Genomic DNA, 21,400 nt, shown 5'->3' with positions numbered 1-21,400 from the left:
GAACCGCCCGTGGAACGTGGAGACGACCTCGAGTTCGGTATCTCCCTCTTCGACGTCTTCGGTGAGCGCTCGCTGCCCAACCGGTCGGTGGTAGTGCATGTGCGAGAGGATCTCCCAGTCGGCGTCGAGGAACTCTTGGAGATCCTCCTCGGCCAGGTAGTCGCCGGTCGGGCTGAGGTAGCCCGACACGGCAGCGAGACAACCCGGGGCATCGAGCTCACGATGCACTGGGAGTGTCTTGGTCAGGTCCTTCTTGTGACTGTCGTCGTAGATGAACACGCATTTTCCACCATCCCCGTCCGTCGGGAGCGCCTGAATCGAGGTTGGAATGGTACTGAGTCCGATGACTGCCGCTCCAGTCTTCATTGCAGAACGTCTAGTTGGCATGGAAAAACATGTGGCTGGGTTGAACTTATTTCTTGTGGCTAAATTTACACATTCCAGATTATATATCCTTGGAAGTTTTATTCTCAATAGAAATTGTTTTTCTATTGATGTTAGACAGACCCAACGCAGGACACGGATCGTGCCACTATTGCCTCTTCCGACCGATGCAGTCTCACTCAAACTGCGCTCGCCCAAGCACACCAACAGCCACTCACGCCAAATTTCGGCCCGGGAGTGTATACTCCCAGGTTTGCACGACCTCTGTCGTCTGGAGTGAATTCAGAATGGTGAGATTCTCTCCCCCGAGAAAGAGAAATTAGCTCGGGAACTCGTTGCCGTAACCGTCGTAGTCGCCTCTAACACCCTCATATATGGTGCTCCAGTAAAGATTGATGGAGCCACTAACGAGTTTGATACCTTCATAGCCGTCGTACGAGCGAGCAGTAATTTTCGAGATGACGTTATCATCTCCGTCGTTAATGATGGGATGATGTGTCGATTCGTAGGACCCGTTGGCAACGACACAGTCGTTGGCGGTGAGTGTGAGGGTACGGCGGTATCCTGGTCCTGGTTGTTTGATTGTATTCCCATAGAGCCGGGTTCCATCACGTTCACAGCGGATGGCATGTCGACCACCAGTTGCACCAGAAGCATCTCCGGTAATGGTTGTTTCTTCGATGAGAACGTCTCCGTCACCCTCTTTCACCTCAATGGCCTGCCCAGGGCAGTTCATCTCAATATCGACTTCGTCGATGGTGACGTCACCACTTCCGCTCGAAAGCTTGATTGCATCATTCGACTCGTTGCTGGAATTGAGTGTGATCGAAGTGTTCTCAATCTTTGCCGAAGAGCAGTCCGGCATCACGGTGATCGCGTGGCCATTCGGCTCTTCGAGGACGATCTCACAGTTGTCGACCCAACAGTTCGACCCGCCGTCGAGGCGGATCCCACGCTGGTTGGTGTCGCGCTCGCGGTTGTTGTCGACGACGACGGTCGCGTCCTGGATGGTACTCTCATCACCGTCAAGCCGGATGTTTGCAGAGTTGCTGTTCTCGAATCGTCCACCGCGAACGACGACGCGGCCGTCACCGCCGGAGTCGTAGAGACCGTTATCGGGGAAGCCACCGATTTCGCAGTCGCGTACCCAAAGTTTTCCTTTGTGGTAGGGGCTGACGATGAAGCCGGTCGGTCCCCACCGGACGTCGGGGTTGCCGTCGCGGTCAGTGTCTTCGGTCCACGCGCCACCGTCGGGCATACTCACTCGGTCGACCGCGGCGATCTTGTCGGGGTCAATGATGTCGACGAGCATCGGACCGTGGGTGCCGGCGTCGTGTTCGCCGACGAAGTCGACGTCGTGGATGTAACAGTCGTTAACCTGCGCCTGAATCGCGCGTAGGCCGGTGTTGTCCGCACGAAAGTCGAAGGTAAGATCGCCGATGCGGAGCCAGTCGCCCGGTGCGTAGTACGTCCCAAGCTTGAAGATATAATGGGGCCCATCAAACTCATCAGCAGGAGCTGGGACGATCGTCGCGTCGTCACCGACGAGCCAGAGTTTGGTGAAGTCAGTGAAGCGGATACCCTCGTCGACGTAGTACTCGCCAGGCGGGAAGTAGATCTTCCTGTTGTTGCCGAGGACGTCGTCCAAGACAGGAGTGATAGACTCACTGCCAGTATTATCCGCACCGGCGTCGACGATATTGATCTGTTCGTAATCTGAGCTGGCAGCTGCACGTCCAGAAAGGACCGCTGTACCAACTGTTGCCGCCCCGATCGTGCCAAGAACGGAACGACGGTTAACTGTTCGAGCTGGGCTCTGTTCTGGGGTTTCAGGCATGACGCAATCTGTGGAAAGTACGTAGCACTGATATGTATTGTCTGATTATAGAAGCTAAGAAGAGGTAATGGATTGGTTAGAATTCCACCACCTATAGTGATCGTAGTACCGTATTCACCGATTCCATTGCGTTCCATCCGTGAACGACCCTACCCCACGCGCTTCGCGCGTTGAGGGTGGGGTCTTCTTGCGAGACAGAGTTACCGGTGAACCTCGTTTAGAAAGGGATTCGACGTGTCATTGAGCCCGCGAAAAAGCGGTGTCGCCCGACTCAAGAAAGGCGACAACACAACTCACCAACCTGTGGGTGTTAGTAACGGTAGCGTGGCCCTGCCAGCACTTGTCGGGTGTTAAACCGTAACTCTCCCAACTCAGCGGGCCTTTGCTCGTGGGAAGCCCCGCCGTCTACGGCGGGGAGGAGGTCACGATTCTCCTTTGAGAGTCTCAGGTCCGAGACAGCCCATCCGAACTGTGAAAAGCAGCGCTTCTCTCCTGGCGTCAATTTGATTCGGCAACTACTGTAAAGAGCAGGATTCGCTCCTTGAAGAAAAATAGCGATTTCCACGCCTCCGTTGATTCGACGGTAGAAGGGGAATCCACTGACAAGTCCACCAGTTCTCTCGTGGGTTGCTGACCCTCGGATACCTCGAACACGGGCGTTGAGGGACTGCTGTGAACGTACGCAGGGTCTGCCTCATCACCGACGACGCTTGGTCCAAATAATGACGCTAAAAGATAGTATATATTTTACTGTCTATTTCGCCCATATATGATTGTAAAATAAGTAAGAAGACTTATTATATAGTGTAGTGTGGGCTAAATTACAATCGAATTAGAATGTCTGACCAAGATAGTACTCGCCGCACGTTCCTGAAATGGTCCTCGCTTGGCGGCACGGCCGCACTCGCTGGTTGTAACGCTCTCGAACAGACAGATTCTGAGACTCAAGATCCACCAAAAAATACAGAAAATAAAAACAACGATCCGTTACAACAGCGCGACGGATCGTCTTTAAAACGGGCAGGCATACAGTTCGCAGATACTTTTGCAACAAATGGGAAAGGGACTAGCGACTCACCCTGGGTAGTTGACGGTGAAAAAGCAATGGCATCTCCGGGTACGCTGTTCTTCGGTGAAGGATGTTATACGGCTGACCAATTCTCCACCAACCTCGACATTGACTACGAAGAAACAGGACAGTATCTCAAAGGGACGGGTGTTCGCAGCACAACCCTTCAGAAACCGAATTTCGATGCGTCATTTCTCGAATTCTCACTAAAAGACCGCCGTTCCGGAAACTTCAGCGGTGTGGCTAACATGACCGTATATGGGAATAATCGTGAGGGTCCAGAGTCGAAAGGTCATCTCATATATTCGACTGGGGACATCATTGATCTTCTGTTAGAGAATCTCATCGTCAGGTACGGACACCATGACGGTATTCACATTAACCCTTCTGCCTCGGGAACACGAATACATAACTGCTGGGTAGAAAATCACAATGGATGGGCAGTATGGCTTGGGTCCGGAACACGAGCAAAAGTCACCAATCAACATATCGTCGGCTGTAAGAAGGGAGGAATTCGAATGAATACAAATGCGAGCCAACTTTCTGGAATTTCGACGTATGCTTGTTCGCCCGGTATTGAATCACGCTGTGAGCGAACAGGGATGACCAATTTGTATTTCGATAGTTTAGACGTTGGCTATTTTGCAACAGAAGAAGCTGCCGACAACACTATTTCCAATGTTGCTTTCAGAGAAGTCAAGACCGGCTTCGATATTCAAGGCAATGGGACGCAGTTTTCGAACATTCAGGCCCGACAAACCAAAACGCTCGCTCGAGTCAGCGGAAACCGAAACAGTTTCGCGAATATCGATGCAGGAGGGTCAAACCTACGCATTTCTGGAACTGAAAACGTATTCATGAACCTCCGGAATACAGGCAACGTAGTGGACTCGGGCAAGCGGACTATTATTAACGGACGCGGCACGAATAACGGTGATCCAAATCATCGTGGTGAATGGAACAGCCACGCTGATTATGCATTTGAATCAGGTACAACTGTTTGGAATACTGCTGGCAATCAGTGGAAGCCGTTTGTTGCTGATGGAAACGGTAACTGGATCCAGACAGCGTGAAGAATTGATAGAGAGTCAAACGCATACCCCCGTCTTTAGGCGGAGGTTGAGCGACACTTGACTTCGTTTGTGAGGGGGTGTCATACAATAGTTCACAACCACAAATAGTTGCGAATATCTTCATGAAGAGAACACGTGACTAGTAAGATCACTGGACGACAAGTACAATGAGGACTGTCTCATCACTGGATAGGAGGTGTGAAACGTATTCTATGACACGCTCCCTTGAAATCAAGTTGAACAACTAACTCTTCAATCTGCTCGTTCCTTAGTTAGACAGTTCCGAGTGAACTACCCCACCCTACTCGCTCACCGCTGACGCGGTTCGCTCCTTGAGGGTGGGGCTTCCTGTTTCCACGACGCGCTTTGCAGACACCGAATCGGTGTCCGTAGGGAGCGCAGTCTCCACAGGCGTTAACGAATCGCGACGCGATTCGTTCGCACACCAGAAATCTTTGATTTCTGGGGACGTTGATTCGGAGTATCCCACTCCTATGTCTTCGAGACCGCGAGAAAGAATATTCCACGCCGCATTCGCGTCCCTGTCCGCCTCGAACTCACACGACGGACACGAGTGTTCGCGCACCCACAGCGGTTTATCCGTCTTGACGCCGCAGGACGCGCACTCCTTCGTCGTGTCTTTCGGGTCAACTGCGACGAAGTACGTCCCTTCGCGCTCGCACTTGTATTGAAGCATCCGCAGGAACGTCCCCCACGCCGCTCCTGCCCGGTTGCGCGAGTTGCCCGGCAGTTCGACCAAGCCCTTCGCGTCCAAGTCCTCAACCGCCACGAGGTCGTACTCGCAGGCGTAGTAGTTCGACAACTTGTGAAGGAAGTCCCGACGCTTCCGCTTGAGGTCGGCGTGGCATTCGGCAACAACCTGCAGTTGTTTCTCCCAATTCGCAGAGCCGTGTTCCTTCCGCGAGAGGTCGTGTTGTGCGCGTTCGAGTCGCTCACGTTCCTCGCTGAAGTCGGGACTCTCGATGGCGTACCCGTCGGTGTCGTGGGCGTACTTGAGGATTCCCACGTCGATGCCGACGACCCGCTCGGGATTCTGCGGCTTCTCTGGTGTATCCTCGTTCACGTCGATGCCGAACGTGGCATACCACTCGCCCGTGGGTTCGCGTTTGACCGCGACCTGTTTGATGGTCGCGTTCTCGGGGATGTCTCGGTGGAGGTGAATCGGAATCTCGCCGATCTTGCTCAACCACAACGTGGGCCGACCACTCGTATTCTTGAGTTCGAAGCCGGACTGGTTGTAGGTAAGCGACCGATACTCCCGAGGTGGTTTCCACTTGAGCATTCCCACGGCGCGTCCATTCTCCTTCTGTGCTTTGAGCGTGGAGAGGTTGTCGTAGACGCGCTTGACGACCATCTGGAGAACTTTCGAGTGGACATCTCCGAGGTCGTCCCACCACGATTTGAGGTCGGGGAGTCGCCCCTGCACCTCGTAGCGGGCGGGGATGTCGTCTGCCTCGTTGAGCAGGTGGAGGACGTGGTTGTAGAGTTGCCTACAAGTATCGACGTGGTACAGAAGCTCCTCTTCGAGGGCTTCTGGCGGGTTGAGTCGATACTTGTAGTTGTAGTGCATGGGCTATTCGTCTGGGTCGGGATCGGAGACGCGGACGACTTTCACGTCGGCTCCGCGCCATCGTTTGGGGACGATGACGTGGGCACTGTTCCCCGAAGGTTTTGCGGTTCCGTCGAGAACTTCTTCTCCTTCGATTTCAAACCTATCCATCACCGATGTATAGACTTTGGATAGACATAAAGGTGGGGGTGGCCTGTGGGCCGAGGGGCGAACGTGTTTGAGAATCGTGCGGCGTTAACGAGACACATCGTGTCTCGTTCGCCCACAAGAGCTTGCTCTTGTGAACGCTGTATCCCCTCCCTACTGCGCTACTCGGTCGCTTCGCTCCCTGCGTTGCTCCTTGAGGAAGGGGACTTAGCGCCTAATTCCAGTTAATTCTAGTCAATGAGGCGACGCCTATCCGTTCACACAGGCACCGACTATCACTCCCAGTGTTACCCGAACATCGATGCCTTCCACAAGGAGAGAATCTCGCCGTTTACCGCGAGGAGGATCTCACGTATCATATTCGTTATTCCAGTGGGTAATCTGGAGCCAGTTAGTTGTTCCATAGTTTGGGATATGCCACCGCCATTCGGGGGCGGGGTCTTTCTCGAGGTGCTCACGCAGTTCAATCTCGATATCGAATTCCTGTTTGACCTTGTTTACTCCCGACGAGTTTGGTGGTCGAGGGAGATGGAAGTAACCCATTCCGCTCACTGAACGTACCTGATTGAGAACCTCAGCGAGTGCTTCCATAGTCGACTGAGTACCCCACTCAGCAACGAATGGATTAAGCGAATAGAAGCAAAGACGAACGTCACTTGACTCAACACCATTGCTCTGGGTAATCTCTTTAGCAGCCTGTTGAACCTCGTTAGCAACCGTTCGGTCGAGAGTTTCTTGGTAGAACTCGCTTGGAGAGTCTGCGACAACTGTCTGAGTATACCTATCGGGTGCTCTCGGTGCGACCCAGTTTTCTTGACCGCGATCTCCGATGAGACATACTATACGCTCCCTATGGCATGCTGGGTGACCGAGCAACTGACGGGAAGCGTACGCTGAGACAGTACTCGGGACGGCTCCTGTGACGAGGATATTGCATCCCTGGTCCTTAATTCGTTTGAGTAGTTGGCTTATTGACATCCATACACCACTTAAGTCGTGTTATTAATAAAACATATGGATAGTGAAAAATAGGCCCATCTGTTCTTCAGGTCTGTTCAATCCAAAATTGAGCAGGTGATGTTTCTCTAACTCACCGTCTGCTTGGGCAGGCTTCACACTGCATCCAAGCAGACATCCACTCTAATTTGATGTAATCGGTTGAGAATCCATTACGCTAACCCAATTGCTACCATTCCAGATGGCAAGACCCCACTGGGCGCTACCGGATCCATCGTGCACACCGAGATCACCCTGGTATCCTCCAGACTCGTCACGAAGATCGGCCTGTTGGACAATCCCATCGCTTCGAATACGTACCGCATCATTCTGACGCAGGAATGGCGTCTCGTCTAGTGGAACGTGGGTTGTCCGGTGGATATCTACATCGCGAGCACCCCGGACGAGCAGAAATGCATCTTCATAGTTTCGGTAAGTGGTATTCTTGATAGAAACGTTTGGCGTACCGTCAATAGCGATCGCCCGATACGATTGTGATCGTCCGTTCGGTGCATCTCTGAAGAACCCTCCCTGGAAATAGGACGATTCGACCGTGAACCCGGCGGCGGTACTGGTCATATAGATAGCATATGGGTAGTCACGCTTTGCTCCATTTCCTTCAAAGTATGCACCATAGACGCTCTGCGTTGCACCCGAGCGAGCATCAACGCCGAAGCCACCGTTCCCTTGAACCGTTCCCCCGTGCCACCGTGTCGCGTATCCGCGCATGTGAACACCGGGAAGCGTTTGACTTCCGTAGCGTCCATTGAACATCGAGTGACAACCGTAGAACGTTGTACTGTGGGGACGAGCCGCAGTTTCAAGACGGAAGCCGTTACCCTCACAGCTCCAAGCGACGCAGTATTGGAACGTTACCCCGAAGGTTCCTCGGTAGTCACCATTCTCATCAGTGTATTCATCAACTTGAATCCCATGTGATCCTGTCTCATAGAGAATGAGGTTCTCGTACATGGAGTAGGGTGCCGCGCGGATTCGCAAGCCAACGTTTCCTCCAGTAATTTTGAGGTTTCTCACAATCGGATTATTTCGGTAATCGGCCTGACCGCGACCGATCACTTCAATAACGTTAGCATCGGTGTCACCTGCATCGATAACGGTTCCAGAGGGGTGACCACCTGTGAGCATGACCTCTTTCTCTCGATTGTCAAGGACGATTGGGAACTGCTCACCCGCTTCTTGCGCATCATATGATGAGTGAACATAGATCTTGTCACCGTGGTGTGCGTCCTCCCAAGCAGCTTCAATCGTCTGATAAGCGAGTCCTTTCCCAACAATGAGCCGCCCACCAAGATCCAGATTCGGACCAATCTGAATCGACGTGTCTTGCACATCAACGTCTGCTGCTGTTGCCGTGTTTCCGGCTGCCCCCGAAACCTGCGTCGCGCTACTTCCGAGCGCAAGAGAGCCAGCTCCCAGTGCTTGGAGAACACTCCGTCGTGGCAAAGTTGCTTCTGATTCGCGATTCTCTTCCGCGTTTTCGATATTGTTTGTCATCTGATTGTTATTTTTAGCCGCAGCTATCTATGGTTCGATTAACTCTTGTTAAGTTGTTACAGTATAATTTCTGTATCTACTGTATATTCATATGGGTGACATCAGTGCGCTCCCATTTCAATCTATTGGATGATACATTCTTGGAAAATACAATCTCTGAAGAGTATAGAAAATAAGATATTGTACATCATCTACATTATTTCACTGAAAAGTGCATTGGTGTTCGGATAACACTGGGAGTAGTATGCAGGATTCGCGTGAACAGCCGAATCCAGTCGTTCTAGAACCGGTATTCGAACCTTGGTGCCCGGCAATTCGTCACTCGTGGCCGTAACCGAACAGAGATGCTGAAAAGTGCTACCACCAAACATCAACACGCGTGGGTACGCGAGGTGATGACGTGTGACCCGATCAGAGTGACAACAGCTTGGCGAGCCAGTCGAACAAGTCGCTGAGGAAGGGAATCCGACCGGAGGAGTCAGACTGTCGAGCAGGTGTCGTAGATTCTGGTGTCCTCGACGTCCTTTCATCTCCCCTTGCTGATGTGGTTGCCGGGGCCGTCGTGGGCGGCGGCGTCTCTGTCGGCGAGGATGTCGACGTCACTGTTGTCGGAGAAGTGGGCGGCGGCGTCTCTGCTGACGAGGGTGTCGACGTCACTGTCGTCCGAGGAGTGGGTTTCGCCGTCTCTTCAGGCTCCGGTGCATCTGGTGGCTCTGACCGCTCCAAGGAATCCGGTGGCGGTGACGAATCACCTGAACTCGGCGGTTCGGGCGGTGCTGTTGACTCGGGAATCGACGTCTGCGTGGGCTCGTTGTTCTCAGGTTCGTTGTCCTCGGGTTCGTCAGGCTCTTCAGGGGTTTCCGTCGGTGTCTCAGTAGGCGTCTGTTTGGGCTCGTCAGGCTCTTCAGGGGTTTCAGTCGGTGTCTCAGTAGGCGTCTGTTCGGGTTCGTCAGGCTCTTCAGGGGTTTCAGTCGGCGTCTCAGTAGGCGTCTGTTCGGGTTCGTCAGGCTCTTCAGGGGTTTCAGTCGGTGTCTCGGTAGGCGTCTGTTTGGGGTCGTCAGATGTCTCTTCGGAGTCTTCGACGGCACCGGTCGCGACGAGCGCATCATGGAGCGTCCGAATGGCTAGTCCGTTGTCTCGGACGGTTTGAATAGCGTTTTTGATCTCCGATTCCGTGAGATCCTCGTCCCACGAGTGAGAGCCGAGAATGAGGATGGCGTTCCTCTCTGCGGCTTCTGCAGCGAGTGCGTCGAGCTCGTTGGGCGACATTTCCTCGTACTGAATACGCTTCAGCCAGTACGGATTCACGTCCTCATTGATGCCGTCGCCGAACCGTCCGTTACCACAGGCTTCGAACTGCTCTGCAACCAACTGGGCGGCCCACTCGTCGTAGACACCGAATGGAGCAATGAAACCGCGCGCTTGACCGCCGAGTTCCTGGAGTTCTTCCTTGGACTCTCGCAGTTTCTCGCGTGTGAACTCCGCTGGGAATCGAACCCGCCCATTCGCACTCGCGGAGACCGGACCGGGGGCGGGTTCTTGCAGCGTGATGACGCCGTCATTGCGGTCGTCGACGACCACCCGGATCGCGTTACCGTCGTCGTCAACTACTTCAAGCGGGTCGCCGCCAATCCGACCGTGGAACGATGACCTAACCTCGAGTTTTGTGTCGCCCTCTTCGACGTCGTCGGTGAGCGGGATCTGCCCGACAGGGCGGTGGTAGTCTGTATGCGAGAGGATCTCCCAATCCGCGTCAAGGAACTCTTGAATGTCGTCTTCGGAGAGGTAGTCTCCAGTCGGGCTAAGATAGCCTGACACTGTGGCCAGGCAAGCGGGTGCGTCGAGTTCCCGGTGGACAGGCAGGGTCTTCGTGCGATCCGTGTCGTGACCGTCGTCGTAGATGAATACGCACGACCCACTCGTTTCGTCTGTCGAGAGAGCATGCATCGAAGGGGGAAGGACACTGAGTCCGACGACTGCCGCTCCGGCCTTCAACGCAGACCGTCGAGTTTGCATGAGCGAATATGTAGTCTGTATAGATATACTTCTTGTGGTGAATTTCAACTATAATTGGAGGTGGTTAAGGCCCAATCGGTCACACGAACACAATGATCTGAAGGAAGAAGAAGAGCCACGGAACACCGTGCCCGTAACCGGTCACTCGGGTGAAATCCACGCGGTATCGTGGACGACGGCTCCATCGTCGAGGAATGGCTGATCACCATCATCAGGATACGTGAAGACTCCATCTGAAGGTGTGTCCTGGTGTGCAATTGCAGCAACAGTTAGTGGTCCGTCTGGATATTCAGTGAATTCGACCGGGAGTTTCGAGTACGTGCCTTTGGCTAGCGGGGCAGAAACTCCAACGACCGGTCCTTCGGTGAAGAATGACGCATCGTGGAGGGCGATGAATCCATCCTCTGGAAGCGTCACATCGGTCACGTAGACTGTTCCGTAGTGGGGGGACTGATCGGCAAATGTGAGCGATGTCTTCTGAATGGATTCTGCATCATCACTCTTCGCTGCGCTCGTCGTTCCAATCCCGGCAGCAAGGAGTGTTGTACCCATGAGCTTGAGTGTTTCACGTCTGGAGGGATGTTTTCGCTTTGTATTTGGGGACATTCCAGATTAGTGATATTTGGTGTTGAATAAATGGGCTCTGTAGTTTCGGTATACGGCGCTGGATTTCACGGATATCTCACGCTCCGGCGGAGGTTGTAGACGGTCGCTTTGAGAAGCATTTCACGGAACTCCAGCCACCAGCTTCGCGCACGCACGGCAGCGCCGAGCGTGCGCTTGATTGACGAGAAGACAGTTTCAGACATAGATCGCTGGTGGTACCGATCACTGTCCATGCGGGCGTTGTGGGCGTGATCGAGTGGGTTCATGATGCGATGTTTAATCAGCGGTCGAACACCATTTTGACGGAGTTCGTCGCGGAAGGCTCTCGCGTCGTATCCGCGATCGGCGGCCAGGCTCCGCAGGTCGCCCGCGTTCCGGCGGGCGACCTGCGGGCCGATCTTCGCATCATGCTTCTTCGAGGTTGTCGAGTGGATGTCGGTGATGTACAGCGTTTCGACATCCACGAGAGCGGTGACTTTCAGCGCTCGAACACGGTAGTTAGTGCGGTTGGCGTAGTGGCGGCTAGGCTGATCACGGTCGAAGCCGGTCGAATCGATGGCGGCGTGGCCAGTGCGTTCCTCGACCGACGCGTCGAGGAACGCACGCCAGGTCTTCGTCGGAATCCGTTCAAACCACGTACGGAGGACGGTGTAATGAGGAAGCCGTGTGAGGCCGATCTCTTCGAGAACGCCGGGCATCTCGCTGAGCAAATCCACCGCGACGCGGTAGGATTTGCCCAGCTCGATGCGAAGTGCATGCAGCGTGAGCATCGCCCATTCAGCGAACCCGCGACCCCCTTCGGGGTCGGCGGGTTCGTCAGGGTTTGCAACAACAGATTTAGACTTAGCGACCGTAACACGAGTGAAGAGACGGATTTCGGATGTCACACCGATCTGTCTCTTCGCTTTCTACGGCAATAACGGAGTCGTGGCGTCTCAGTCTAGCGAAACTACAGAGCCAATAAATGTCTTGTGGTCGAGTGTGTACTTTTCGTGGAGAATATATTGATTAGAAAATAAATCTTAATTATTATCTGATGTTTGGGTTTTGTCCTATTTTTAACGGGGTTCTCAAAGCTACCAATACCGCTTTGCTCGTCATCGAGGGTCCCGAGGTGAAGCGGAGCTACTCCCGAACAGTACGCTCGTTCTGTAAGAGGTGTTGCAGCCCTCGAACGCCAGGGATATCGTCGTACCACCAGACGATGAGCGCCAGTGCAACGAGCCCAAACTCGAGTAGTGTGAATGGCCTGAACTCGAAGGCCAAGAAGTGTGCGAGGAAGCTCTTGTCAGTGTCGGACACTGGAAGCGGGAGAAGTGGCCACGTGAGATAGGTAAGGCTTGCAAAGTCACCTTTGATGACTGGATGTAAGCCGTCTGCTGCGAGATGTGAAAGATAACCAATCCCGAATGCCACTGCATATCCCGAACGGTTATACCGGCGACTGACTGTGCGTGCAAGCGTAATTACAAGCGAGGCAGTGATGAGCGAGTGCGCAAGTGATCGTCCTGTTGGGAGGACAGCAACGGACCATGCAAGTGGCTTGTCGATGAGATCGGGAAACTGCGTCCCGACCCCGGCGAGAATCGCGGCCATGCTAGTAGGTGGTTGATTGTATGTTCGATGGCTATACAACGAGTAGAGTAGATACCCAACTGCCGCGTGTCCCCATGGCCACATCTTGTCTGAGTGTCTGGCTGTGGCGTTCCTCAAAGTATCGAAACGGGATTCATCGTCATTGCCCGAGACTCGCAGAGTCCTCCCTTAACACGTCTCCGAGCCCGACCGTGGTACCGTGAGATAGAGTGGATCATGGCCACCAGTTGTATAGACCAGGTTGCTGGTTGCAAGGAGTTGCGAATGTCGAGCCGTAGTAACGGTTTCTGGTCCGGCTGGGTACAGGTGTGCACCGGTTGTGGTCCATGAGGTCTGTGAGACGAATGCACAGCGTGGTCGTGGGTTCCCACGTAACCACTCGATTGTGGGTGCCATTGTCGCATTCTCGGAATTCGCGTAGTCTGTGGCGATATTAGAAATTGTGTGGTCACTTGCAAACGTCCCATTGACGTGTGTCGTTGCGAACGTGGCAGCCTGAAACTCCGATTCCATTGTTGTGCTTGGATACGAGCCCGTATCGAGATTAACGTACCCAAGTGGTGCGGTGACGAGGAGAGTAATAACAAAGAGAGAGACAGCAGTACCACCAAGCGCTTGTCGCCACCGGGAGACAGTCGTTGTTGGGAGGGCATACTTTGTCACTGCGAACCCAGCGAGGAGGAATACGGATAGATGAGCGAAGGTTTGCATGCGCACCACGGCAACGAAGTGTTGTGGCGTGAGCTCAGCTGTGAGCGCGTAGTAGGTGAGTGCTATCGGTGCAGCGACCAAACTAAGAACCAGCGCCCCTGTGTCAGACACTCTAACGATAGGGAGAGCACGGCTTGCCAGTATAACGGGGATAAGGAACATGATAAGGCCAAGCGTGATTAGTGGTGGAGAGGGGACAGTCCCCGGAAAGATAGGTGTGAATACGTTTACGATGACGATGACGAACCAGCTACCAATCGATAATAGGAACGTAGCTCGTTGTAGCTGTTTGGAAGTTCCACGGAACCACACTACACCAATTATGAGAACAACAATCCATGCGAGTAAGAGCCCAGGATGGTCTCTGAAGAGACCACTAAAGCTGATTCTGAGACCAGCAGATTCTGCAAGCTCAAAGTAGCCCCAGAACCACAACCAAAAGCCTCCCACAAAGCTACCTCCAAGTATAATACTGTCTCGAGAGAGTTCTTTCGTGACGTGAAGAAAAACAAGCGCTGTTACAGTAAGGACAGCGACAGTCGCACTCAAATTGTGAAGGAACGGGAAGACAAAAATAAATATCGCTGTCAGTCCCATCCATCGTTGATCCCGGGTCACAAACATTTGATGAGCAACGTAAGCGAGAATCGGGACTAACAGAAGGCCAACTGTTTCTTCGTCAGGCTCCCCTGTCCGCCGAAGAAACAATCCCTGAATAGCAAGCGAAAAGCCCACAAGTGCCGTCACGAGTCGGAGTCGTTGTCGCGACCACTGGAGTTCTCTGCCGAGCACATATGCGAGTGTTGAAGCGACAACAGGTGCTGCAGCCCCAACCATCGCGGCAAATGGTTGAACCGCAGTGCGTGGTTCCATTCCAATCACCTCGCTCACCATGGCCAATCCGACAGTGAGTACAAATTCGTCGGCGCCGATTCGGTAAAGCGGCAGCGTCTGAGTAACCGTTTCGTGCGCAAGTGAGGCGTATCCGAATCCATCGAGTGTCGCAGGTAACGGACTCCAAAGAAGGGGCACCAACCGAAGTGCAAGTGCGACGACAAAGACAACAAGTGCAACATCAAGGCAGGTCCGAGCTTGTTCGTTACTCATCTGCATCACTTCCTGGCACTCGCGGTTGGAGAGCCGACAAGAGGGTGACAGGCGGAACGGTGATAAGTGAGAGGGTCGCAAATACCGTCCCAAGCAGTGTGATGAAGAGGGAACCACCCCAGACAGCGAAGAAGACAGTTGCATCTGGGAGTGAGGACAGCCGAACGCCGAAGACGACTAACAGTCCAAGGGTGTCAAGCACAGCGAGTGCACTCACTGCGATGATGGTCGCCAATGCTGTCGCGAGGAAGCCAATGCGCAACGCATCACCCAGGATGATTTTGAGAATTTCACCCGGTGTCGCACCCGTCGCACGATAGATTCCAACGGTCTGTCGACGAGCATGAACTGTCTGGGCGAACGTCGCTGTCGTTCCCCCAATCGTCATGATGCCAGCCAAGACGACAAGCGTTGGCAGTACGAGTTGGAAATTCCCGAATGCGACTTCAACGGCCTGGCCAATCCCTGTCGTCCCTGTTCGGCCGCTACTTGCGATAGCGGCTGCAAGCCGTTCATCGCTGACGACGGTGTAGTTAGTGCGGGCCAGCGTATCACGCGCTGTCGTCGCTTCGACGCTGTATGTGCCTGCTGTGCGTCGAGGGAGTGTCATCGTACGTGTCGCCTGCATTTCTGGTGAAAGTGTCACAGAGTCCGTTGTTTGTTTGCCAGCTCCCCGGACAGTAATTTTCTGGGTGAGCGTCTCGTTCCAAGGGTTATAAATCACGAGGTGAGCAGTTGGTTGAGTGACGGCACTAGGTGAACGTGGGCGAACGCGCAGGTCTGTAACGAATGTTTTCCTTGCGCCCTGCTCGACAGTTATAGAGTTGCGCGTGAGGGTCGGACGTCCTTCAATCCGTGGTGAATACTCGCCGGGTGAGTCCAGTGGAAGTCGCACATACCCGCTTGCATTCGTCTGCACGCGTTGTGCTCCAATCAGGACGGTTGCGTTGGTCAGTGGTGTCCCTTGGATTGTCCGTGCTTGGACGAGTGGTGCACTGGTTGGTGGTGCACGCTCCGGGAGGTTTGAAATTCGTGCCGTCTGTGATGAGACCACCTGGATCGTCCTCGATTCGTTATCAACAGTGAGACTATAATTCCCCTGTGAACCAGCGGGGAACTGCTGTGTGACCGTCTGTTGACCACTGGCCTGCAGTGTGAGTTCCTGAGTTGCCGTCTGGTTGCGATATTGCACGGTGAGCGAGTGATTCTCCCGTGACAGTGCATCGTTCCGTACCGTGATGTTCACCGTGAACGGCTCCCCTTCGGCAACAGCTGTGGGTGCCTGAAGATCGGTGACCGAAACGCCCGTCGGCATTGCTTGCTCAGTTGTCGGCAACCGATCGGCCCGAATGAAATGGACAGTCCCATCGCTTTTCCCCGCCAGGTGACGTGCAGTTGGCAAGGAGACCAGTAGTTGATCATCGTATGGACCAGACGCAGCGAACGTCCCCACGATCGTTACCCGAGTGAATGCCGGTTGGGTGGACCCACCGAGTGTAACAGTCTCCCCCACTCGTATGTTGTGTGATTGTGCAAGGTCTTCACCGATGACGGCCTCATCGACTGACTGGGGTTGGTGGCCCGTTGTGAGTGCCGCACCAGACACAGCCGCAAAGGCTGAGAAGTTCGCTCCACGAGCGGGAAGAGGTCGATTAGCATACGTCTCGAATAAGAGAATCTCTGGGCTTGCGTTGATACCACGAGCACGGAGTGGGTCTGCGTAACTTGTGGGAACTGTGCTCGTGGCAGGATGGACGCTTCCCGATTCGGTGATCGTTGCACTGTCTGCAGCCGCGAATGCTCCAACGACACCTGCAATTGACGCCGTTAATATGACGAATGCGATGAACACAGCGAGTGTGGCTGTTGTTGGAATGAGTGCGCGCCACCCGAGAAGTGACGGTGAGAGTCGTGACCGAAGTGTACTGTCTTGGTTCGGCGGTGACTCGTGTTTCGGTGTCGTTGTCGTTGTGATGTGTGCGGGTGGTTGTCGCACTGTGGACCACGCTGCAAGTCCACCAGCGAGTCCGCCAACGGCGATGATTACCCCAAAGAGGGGCGCCAAGAGCTGGCTGGCTGTCACCGTCACTGCGATTGGAAGCGACAGTGGGACTCCCAGTGCAACAGCGAGATTGACAGCCATACTCGGAACGATCGTCCCAATCGCATAGCCAAGGGCAACTCCAACACTCGTCAGAAGGCACGATCGGAGTGCAAAGAGGCTGAGTACACTCGTCGCTGTCGCGCCTGTTGCTCGAATCGTCCTGATTGTCGTCAGTCTATCGCGGACACTCATCCGTGTGACGCTGTAAACAGTGACACCGACGAGGACAGCACCTCCACCTGCAATTACTGTGAGAACATTCAATGCCTGCTGTGTGCCGGTGATGAAAAATCGGAGCGCCGAGACCAGTGGACTCCCGACCGAGCCAGCTTCTCCATTATGGAGGACAAATGCTCCTGTTTGGCCTAGCTGACTGACGACACTTGCGTTGGCGACGTACCACTGTGGAGAAACGAGTGAGGTTTCTTTTCGAGGGGTGACGGTGAGCGTAAGCGATTGGTTCGGTCCCGCTAGACGTACCGTCTGTTCACTCGTGATGTCCCCACGAGTGACGCTCTCAGTTGCGGACGGGACCTGCTGCTCCGGTAACCACGAGGATGACTGCGCTGCTGATGGAGGGCCAACGACTGTTGCTGAAGTGACGCCTGCCTGTTCAACCTGAGCAACAGGTAGCACAACTACATCTTCAGTTGGACGCATGTCTGTTGGCGCTTCAACGTAGGTGATAGACCCTGGTGAGTCAAACTCAGCAGCAATTGCTGTTGTCTGCCCACCAATGGCAAGGACGAGCAATGCGGTTCCAGTCAAAAACGCAACCGTCACGGCGATAACGAGAACTGTGAGTCGATCCCGCTGTGACCACCGCGTCAGCAGTGCGCGACGATATCCCATGGAGATCCTCCAATGAATTGGCTGTGATTTGCAATAGCGTCGTACGTGAGAGGAGAATGAACGGCCATGGAAGAGTTGTCTTGTTATCTCATAGATAACAAACGGTCGAATTAAATTCTTTGGTCAGCACGAACCGTGCGCTCACTCGCGATTGAGTGCCTTAACCGGGTCGACGTGGGCCGCCGAGTATGCAGGATACAGTCCTGCAAGTACCCCGATGCTAATGCCGACGCCGATCGCCGCAAACACCCACTCGAGTTGGAATGTAAACGGGAGGTTGATGAGCTCTGTTGTGACCCTCGCCGAGAGAACGCCGACGGCAGTGCCAAGCATCGATCCAAGGATTCCGAGTGAGATCGATTCCACGAGGAAGATTTGGAGCACGGCTCTACGAGAGGCACCGATAGCACGCATGACACCGATCTCACGCGTTCGTTCTGTGACGCTGACGAGCATGATGTTTGCAATGCCAATCGCCCCAATGATTAGTGAGAGAAGGGCAACAGCGGTGATATACAAGATGAACGTCCGTGTCACGTGCGAGACTTGGTCGACGAGGTCCTCACGAGTTTGGATCTTCAATTCTGTTTCGGATTCGCTAAGCTGTCGTGCATCCGAAGACTGTTTGATGTACGTTTTCACCTCGTCCTCGACTTGGTTAATATTGTTGAACGTCGTGACTTGGATGAAGAGACGCTCATAGACGAACTGTTGTGTCTCCGCACTCGGGGCTGTCACACGGCGAGTGTGGTAGGGATTTGCTGGTGCATAGACGACTGCCGGAGGCGCATTACTATCGAGACTGAGTTGATCAGACGAATCGATGATACCAACGACAGTCGCATTGCGTATCTCATCGTTAGATTGACCGAGTGTTATCTGATCTCCGACAGAAACATTTCCGCCGAAAGCTACAACCGCGGACTGACTCAAGACCACTTCGCGCTGACCAAGACGGAAAGGTCGTCCATCGACGAACGAATCTCCTCGGAGGTCGAAATAAGATGGTTCGGTAATAGCCATCCGTGGTGTCGCCATCGAACTATCCGCTGTGGTGACTCTTGTCACCCCCATCCCGCTGTACGGAACGACGCGTTCGACGCCTGAGATTGATTCTACCTGTTCGATATCGTGTTCAGTGTAGACGCTTCGACTCGAGCCAAGCAATGCGGAATACTCGTTGTCTCCTTTCTGGGCACTAACTTGGATGACGTTTTCGTTATCTCCGACAAAGGTACTGACAATCTCTGCCTGCAAGCTAGCCCCAAGTGTGATAAACAAGATGACACCAGCGATACCAACAACGATTCCAATCGTCGTGAGTGTTGAGCGGAGCTTGTGATTCCCCAGATTCGTCCAAGCGAGTCGAATGCTCTCACGGACGTCCATCGATCACACCCTCTTTAGTCGTGTTAATCGTTCCATCCTGGATCCGAACCACTCGATCAGCACGCGCCGCGACGGCACTATCGTGGGTAACCACGAACACGGTCTGACCCTCGCTGTGGAACTCGTCTAAGAGGTCGAGGATCCTCTCTCCAGTCTTCTGGTCCAGACTTCCCGTCGGCTCATCGGCAAGGAGGATCGTTGGATCGTTGGCTAACGCTCGTGCAATCGCGACTCGCTGGCGCTGACCGGCTGACAATTCCTCTGGTGGGTAGTCAAGTCGGTGTTCGAGGCCAACTCGTTCGAGAAGCGAGCGTGCACGTTTGTGGCGCGCCTGCCGGCTCACACCTGCAAACACCAGTGGGAACGCAACGTTCCGGAGTGCAGATTGATGGGGAATCAACTGGAAGGACTGAAAGACAAAACCGATTTCATCTCGTCGAATCCGTGTTCGTGTCTGCTCATCAACCGATGTTACGTCGCGACCACTGAGTAAAACCGTTCCTGAGGTTGGTTGACTCAAACACCCGATGATGTTGAGAAGTGTACTCTTTCCGGCTCCACTTGGCCCCATAAGTGCAGTGTACGAACCAGGCGAGACATTGAGAGAGATAGCATCGAGAATCGTAACTGGCTCTCCATGATGAAACACCTTCGAGACGTTGTCTAATCGTATCGCTGCGGTAGCCTCGGAGGGAAGGGCGTCTGCAATCATTGAATCTAGCTCAAGCAAAAATATACGCGTCAACTCACTTAATAATGGGCCGACAAATAGAGTAACCTGCAACTACAAAGATAGTAATTCAGACTGGCCGAATGTTTTTCATTAGTCTATTGTAGATGAAATATAAATGGGGCTGAAGCGAATAGTTGTCGGTTGTTTGTGAGTTCTACTCGTGTTCCATATGACATTTGATTGAGTCAGAAACATCGACTATTAATAGAATTGAAACAAGAGCATATTAATCGCATAATTATAATATTTGTAAATATATAGGTTGTTTTATTATCGAAGGATTACATCGAATCAGATGATGAGCAAACCTGTTCTTGAGGCACATGCAATCTCGGTCAGGCGAGGTCCTTCCGAAATACTTGATGATGTATCACTCTCGGTCGCATCTGATGGACAACTCTTAGTTCGTGGTCCAAGTGGGTCGGGGAAGACAACGTTGTTCAACATTCTCGGGCTCCTTAGTACACCTACATCGGGGTCGATTTGTGTGTCGGGGACGGAAGCGAGTACGCTCAAACGGAAACAACGTGCACTGATTCGTCGGGATACGATCGGGTTCATCTTCCAAGATTTCCAACTCGTGCCGGATCTTACGGCGTTCGAGAATGCGGCGCTCCCTCAGGATCACACCGGTGAGAGAGATGAGGAGTGGCTTGAGACACTCTTCGAGGAGCTTGCAATTAGTCACTTGACCACCCAGTATCCAGGGACACTGAGTGGAGGCGAAAAACAGCGTGTCGCAATTGCTCGCGCACTTGCGAACCGACCAGACGTCCTACTTGCTGATGAGCCTACGGGTCAACTTGACCCCAAAACAACGTCACGTGTGCTTGAATTCTTGCTTCGATTACACGAATCGACCGATACTGCACTTGTCACAATTAGTCACGACCCGTCCTTGGAACGGGAGTTCGACCAGACAGTCTATCTCGAAAATGGATCGCTCTATGATGATGCACCCTCCAACTCACGGCAGTCGCACGTTCAACCGCTGTAGTAGGGTACGCATGTCTCGCTCATCCCGATAAGTTGTAACATCGATTGTGCTAACAATCCACACACCGACCAATGATGGACGAGGAGCCTGCTGTGTTGAATAGGGGTACGGCGTAGGGATCAGAGAGGGTCACAGAGTTGTTCGATGTTTGTGATGGCGAACATCAGGACGATTTCACGGAACTCTCGATACCAGGCTTGCGCTCGCACGGCATCGCCGAGCGAGCGCTTCACGGACGAATACGACGTTTCAGCCATCCAACGCTGGGTGTAGTCACGTTCTCGAATAAGCGCGTTGTTGCTGACCGCTTTCGCAGACGACCCACGGTAGTGAATCAACGGCTCCACGCTGAGGCTGTAGAACTCGTATTGCCTCGTTGAACGCAAGACTGCGTCGGGATGGGATCAATTATTCACGCTTTCACGGTGTCAGAACCTGGTTCTTGAACTCAGAAGATGCAGTAGCCGTCGCTCGCAGCTTCGTCGAAGGGTCAAAACTATGGTATCTTATTCCGTAGCTCAGGTGACGACGGCAATGCCTCTCCCGAATACATCCAGAGAAGGGGAGCAGGCGGCGAGCCCTTAACTCGCCGCCTGCGTGAGGTTATGCACGATGCACTTGCGAGTCAGCTCCCGGAACTGGCCGTGCCAGCTCCGGGAGCGCAGCTTCTCGCCGTC

The 21,400-nt window shown here is 53.6% G+C and carries 15 protein-coding genes and 4 pseudogenes; 2 read left to right on the top strand and 17 right to left on the bottom strand.

Translation table 11 applies throughout. The features are described 5' to 3' along the window. Window positions 1-366, bottom strand: a pseudogene (locus BSG17_RS24925) (polysaccharide deacetylase family protein); the annotation flags it as partial. Between the two features lie 337 nt (window positions 367-703). Further along, window positions 704-2,221, bottom strand: coding sequence for a right-handed parallel beta-helix repeat-containing protein (locus BSG17_RS24920; RefSeq protein ID WP_089828060.1), 1,518 nt, complete (start codon window positions 2,219-2,221; stop codon window positions 704-706). An 837-nt stretch (window positions 2,222-3,058) separates the two neighbouring features. On the opposite strand from BSG17_RS24920, the gene BSG17_RS26580 reads away from it, so the two are divergent. Then, on the top strand, window positions 3,059-4,363 hold the full coding sequence (locus BSG17_RS26580; protein ID WP_139246814.1) for a twin-arginine translocation signal domain-containing protein: 1,305 nt from the start codon (window positions 3,059-3,061) through the stop codon (window positions 4,361-4,363). A 301-nt stretch (window positions 4,364-4,664) separates the two neighbouring features. Here BSG17_RS26580 and BSG17_RS24915 read toward each other — a convergent pair whose 3' ends face one another. The 13 genes and pseudogenes from BSG17_RS24915 to BSG17_RS24880 form a co-directional block, all read right to left on the bottom strand. Beyond that, the gene (locus BSG17_RS24915) at window positions 4,665-5,954 is read right to left on the bottom strand and encodes an RNA-guided endonuclease InsQ/TnpB family protein (RefSeq protein ID WP_089828059.1); all 1,290 of its coding nucleotides are present in this window, start codon (window positions 5,952-5,954) and stop codon (window positions 4,665-4,667) included. Window positions 5,955-5,957: 3 nt separating this feature from the next. Further along, window positions 5,958-6,104 (bottom strand): DUF2080 family transposase-associated protein, encoded by a 147-nt coding sequence (locus BSG17_RS26575; protein ID WP_139246813.1) that lies wholly within the window; start codon window positions 6,102-6,104, stop codon window positions 5,958-5,960. Window positions 6,105-6,449: 345 nt separating this feature from the next. Further along, window positions 6,450-7,079 (bottom strand): DUF7504 family protein, encoded by a 630-nt coding sequence (locus BSG17_RS29000; RefSeq protein WP_449271724.1) that lies wholly within the window; start codon window positions 7,077-7,079, stop codon window positions 6,450-6,452. Window positions 7,080-7,241: 162 nt separating this feature from the next. Next, window positions 7,242-8,612 (bottom strand): right-handed parallel beta-helix repeat-containing protein, encoded by a 1,371-nt coding sequence (locus tag BSG17_RS24910; protein WP_089828058.1) that lies wholly within the window; start codon window positions 8,610-8,612, stop codon window positions 7,242-7,244. A gap of 411 nt (window positions 8,613-9,023) precedes the next feature. Continuing rightward, the gene (locus BSG17_RS24905; protein WP_139246811.1) at window positions 9,024-10,430 is read right to left on the bottom strand and encodes a polysaccharide deacetylase family protein; all 1,407 of its coding nucleotides are present in this window, start codon (window positions 10,428-10,430) and stop codon (window positions 9,024-9,026) included. Between the two features lie 339 nt (window positions 10,431-10,769). After that, entirely contained in the window at window positions 10,770-11,180 is a 411-nt protein-coding gene (locus BSG17_RS26565) for a DUF7282 domain-containing protein (protein WP_139246810.1), read from the bottom strand. A 119-nt stretch (window positions 11,181-11,299) separates the two neighbouring features. Continuing rightward, window positions 11,300-12,121: an IS5 family transposase gene (locus tag BSG17_RS24900; RefSeq protein ID WP_089828056.1), complete on the bottom strand. Its 822-nt coding sequence runs from the start codon at window positions 12,119-12,121 to the stop codon at window positions 11,300-11,302. 238 nt (window positions 12,122-12,359) lie between these two features. Beyond that, window positions 12,360-12,914 carry a metal-dependent hydrolase gene (locus BSG17_RS24895; RefSeq protein ID WP_089828055.1) on the bottom strand — a complete coding sequence of 185 codons (555 nt, stop codon included), beginning with the start codon at window positions 12,912-12,914 and terminating at the stop codon, window positions 12,360-12,362. 84 nt (window positions 12,915-12,998) lie between these two features. Then, the gene (locus BSG17_RS26560) at window positions 12,999-14,648 is read right to left on the bottom strand and encodes a sodium/phosphate symporter (RefSeq protein WP_139246809.1); all 1,650 of its coding nucleotides are present in this window, start codon (window positions 14,646-14,648) and stop codon (window positions 12,999-13,001) included. Beyond that, the gene (locus tag BSG17_RS27395; RefSeq protein ID WP_170864958.1) at window positions 14,641-15,963 is read right to left on the bottom strand and encodes an ABC transporter permease; all 1,323 of its coding nucleotides are present in this window, start codon (window positions 15,961-15,963) and stop codon (window positions 14,641-14,643) included. Before BSG17_RS27395 ends, BSG17_RS26560 begins: the two co-directional genes overlap by 8 nt. A 681-nt stretch (window positions 15,964-16,644) precedes the next feature. Next, window positions 16,645-17,412 (bottom strand): annotated as a pseudogene (locus BSG17_RS28850) (FtsX-like permease family protein); the annotation flags it as partial. A 333-nt stretch (window positions 17,413-17,745) separates the two neighbouring features. Continuing rightward, window positions 17,746-18,993 (bottom strand): ABC transporter permease, encoded by a 1,248-nt coding sequence (locus BSG17_RS24885; RefSeq protein ID WP_089828053.1) that lies wholly within the window; start codon window positions 18,991-18,993, stop codon window positions 17,746-17,748. Continuing rightward, the gene (locus tag BSG17_RS24880) at window positions 18,980-19,705 is read right to left on the bottom strand and encodes an ABC transporter ATP-binding protein (protein WP_211609340.1); all 726 of its coding nucleotides are present in this window, start codon (window positions 19,703-19,705) and stop codon (window positions 18,980-18,982) included. The genes BSG17_RS24885 and BSG17_RS24880 overlap by 14 nt, the downstream gene beginning before the upstream one ends. 319 nt (window positions 19,706-20,024) lie before the next feature. Between BSG17_RS24880 and BSG17_RS24875 the strand changes: the two genes are divergently transcribed. Further along, window positions 20,025-20,723: an ABC transporter ATP-binding protein gene (locus tag BSG17_RS24875; protein ID WP_089828061.1), complete on the top strand. Its 699-nt coding sequence runs from the start codon at window positions 20,025-20,027 to the stop codon at window positions 20,721-20,723. A gap of 119 nt (window positions 20,724-20,842) precedes the next feature. Here BSG17_RS24875 and BSG17_RS24870 read toward each other — a convergent pair. Then, window positions 20,843-21,070: pseudogene (locus BSG17_RS24870) on the bottom strand (IS5/IS1182 family transposase); the annotation flags it as partial. Window positions 21,071-21,304: 234 nt separating this feature from the next. Then, window positions 21,305-21,400, bottom strand: a pseudogene (locus tag BSG17_RS26555) (IS5/IS1182 family transposase); the annotation flags it as partial.

The organism is Halogranum amylolyticum (assembly GCF_900110465.1).
In the GTDB taxonomy this organism is placed as follows: domain Archaea; phylum Halobacteriota; class Halobacteria; order Halobacteriales; family Haloferacaceae; genus Halogranum; species Halogranum amylolyticum.
The sequence above is the reverse complement of the archived record's forward strand: the minus strand, read 5'-3'. Positions and strand labels throughout refer to the sequence as shown.